The organism is Streptomyces ossamyceticus (assembly GCF_001418475.1).
GTDB lineage: Bacteria > Actinomycetota > Actinomycetes > Streptomycetales > Streptomycetaceae > Streptomyces > Streptomyces ossamyceticus.
Genome location: NZ_LIQX01000762.1, coordinates 1 through 2,208 on the forward strand (window position 1 = coordinate 1; position 2,208 = coordinate 2,208).

At 75.0% G+C, this 2,208-nt stretch carries 2 protein-coding genes; both read right to left on the reverse strand.

Annotation, left to right across the window (positions count from 1 at the left end; genetic code table 11):
- Positions 1-139 precede the first annotated feature (139 nt).
- Positions 140-808, reverse strand: coding sequence for a hypothetical protein (locus tag AOK15_RS38290; protein ID WP_055523471.1), 669 nt, complete (start codon positions 806-808; stop codon positions 140-142).
- Positions 808-1,872 carry an ABC transporter ATP-binding protein gene (locus tag AOK15_RS38295; protein WP_079058936.1) on the reverse strand — a complete coding sequence of 355 codons (1,065 nt, stop codon included), beginning with the start codon at positions 1,870-1,872 and terminating at the stop codon, positions 808-810. The genes AOK15_RS38290 and AOK15_RS38295 overlap by 1 nt, the downstream gene beginning before the upstream one ends.
- Positions 1,873-2,208 lie beyond the last annotated feature (336 nt).

Here is a 2,208-nt window from a genome sequence, read left to right on the forward strand (position 1 = left end):
TCGCCGCATGCGGCGACTCTAGGCCCTTTCGCGCCCGTGTCGCCCTCTGCGCGCCGGACGGAACGATGGTCCCGAGGTCGTCGCGGTCACCCGTCACCGACCCCACGGCACAACGCCCGCCACGAGACGGCCCGGCCTCTCAGGCCCGCCGTGTCGTCAGCGCGCACGCCAGGGCCGTCGCGGCCGCCGCACACAGGGCCGCCGCGAGGACCGGCAGCGCGGGGACCGGGATCGTGCCGCGCTGGGAGCCGTCGACCAGGGCCGTGATCGCCGCCCTCGCCGGGGAGCCCACGATCACCAGGGCCAGGAGCGCGCCGAGAAGGAGGGCCGGGACTGCTCGGCCGGGTGAACGGAGCAGGGGCCAGTTCGTGAGGGCGCCGACGGCCGTGCCGAGGAGGGCGCAGGCGAGGGTCGTGAGGAGGCCGGCTGCACCCGCGGGGAGCGGTTCGACACGGATGTCGTGGGCGGTGCTGGTGGGTGCGCTGATGATTGTGACGATCACCGTGGCCGCGGTGCCGAGGACACCGGCCGCCGCGAATGCGACCAGGACGCAGGCCAGGTGGGCGCGGCCCGGTCCGGCCGCCGCACCCGTGCAACTGCGGGCGGCGGGCGGCTCGTTGGTCACGCAGATCCGCACCAGCCAGGCGGCGACGGGCAGGAGCGCGGCCGCCGTGTAGCCGAGCGAGTCGAGCACCGGCTGCCCGCTCTGCACGCCGATGCCGAGGAACGCGGCGTAGAGGATGACCGGCGGCAGCCAGCGCTGGGAGCGGACGAGGAGGGCGGCCTGGTAACGGAGAAGGGCGGTCATCAGGAGCTCTCCGCTTCCAGCGCGGCCGGCGCGACGTCCAGGTCCGGCACTGCCGCCTGCTCAGCGCTTGGCCGCGGCCTCCGCGTCGCTATGAGCTCCGTGGAATCCGTGGAATCCGTGGGATCCGGTCGCCGCGTCCCCGTCGTGTCCGGTCGCCGCGTCCCCGTCGGGTCGTCCACATGTCCCACGCTGACCACGTGCCAGGGTGGCCGGGCTCCCAGTAACGCCCGCAGCAGCGTGTCCGACTGGGTCTCGGGGACGGTGAACCGGTGTGCTCCGGAGCCGGTTTCCTCGACCGAGACCGCCAACTTCCCTGCCTCCGGGGGCACCTGAGTGCCCGTGCGGCCCCTCGCCTCGACGAGCACGCGCGGGGCGGTGACAGCCGCCGCCGGTGCCGCGGCCCCTTTGCCCGCGCTGAGTTCCAGGGCGCCCCCGACCACCGCGTACGTCACGTCCGGCACCCCGGCCATGCGCCGCGGGTCGTGGTCGACGAACACCACGGCGGACCCGGCGGCCGTGCGCTCGACGACCACGCGCTCCAGTTCCTCGCGGGCCTCGGCGTCCAGGCCGGTCCACGCCTCGTCCAGGACGAGCAACTCCGGGTCGGCGAGCAGGGCCTGGGCGACCGCGACCTTCTGGCTGCTGCCCTTGGAGAGCTGGGCCATCGGCGTACGGGCGTACTCGGCGGCGCCGAAGCGCTCCAGCCACTCGTCGGCGGCGCGGACGGCGGCCGGGCGATCCAGACCGTGCACGGCGCCGAGGTGGGTGAGGTACTCGGCGGCCGTGAACGGCAGGGCCGCGGGAAAGCGTTCCGGGACGTACGCCGTGCGCGGGCGGCCCGTGAGCCGGCCCTCGGTCGGCGCGTCGATCCCGGCGAGGACACGGAGCAGCGTCGACTTGCCGGTGCCGTTCGCGCCCTCCACCCGGATCAGTGCGCCGGGGGTGACGGTCAGGTCTACGCCGCGCAGGACCCAGGGGCCGCGGAACCCGTACCGGCGCCCCACACCCGCCAGGCTCAGCAGGAGGTCGGCGCCCTCGGGGCTCAGCGGTGACTCACGTTCCATGGGGCCCATCCTCGTACAGGTGTCCGGTCGGGAGGGGGAAGACCCGATCTTCTCGGCCAGGGACGCCAGGGCTCTCTCGACCTTCCCGGCCAGGGACGCCAGATCTCTCGACGCGACACCCCCGTCGTCCCGCGGAGCGCGCGCTGCACGGCCGCCCGCGCAGGCCGCGTGCCGCGCCACGCTGCCTTCTCCCGGCGCGGGCCACGTCACCCCCTCCCCAGACAGGCCGCACGCCTCACCACGCCGCCCTCTCCCCACGCGGGCGCACGCCTCACTACGCCGCGCTGCCCTCTCCCCACGCAGACCACACGCCTCACCACGTCGCTCCCTCCCCAC

Bases quoted from the DNA above. Each gene is read 5' to 3' on its own strand.
- AOK15_RS38290 (WP_055523471.1), bottom strand. From the start codon at position 808: ATGACCGCCCTTCTCCGTTACCAGGCCGCCCTCCTCGTCCGCTCCCAG.
- AOK15_RS38295 (WP_079058936.1), bottom strand. From the start codon at position 1,872: ATGGAACGTGAGTCACCGCTGAGCCCCGAGGGCGCCGACCTCCTGCTG.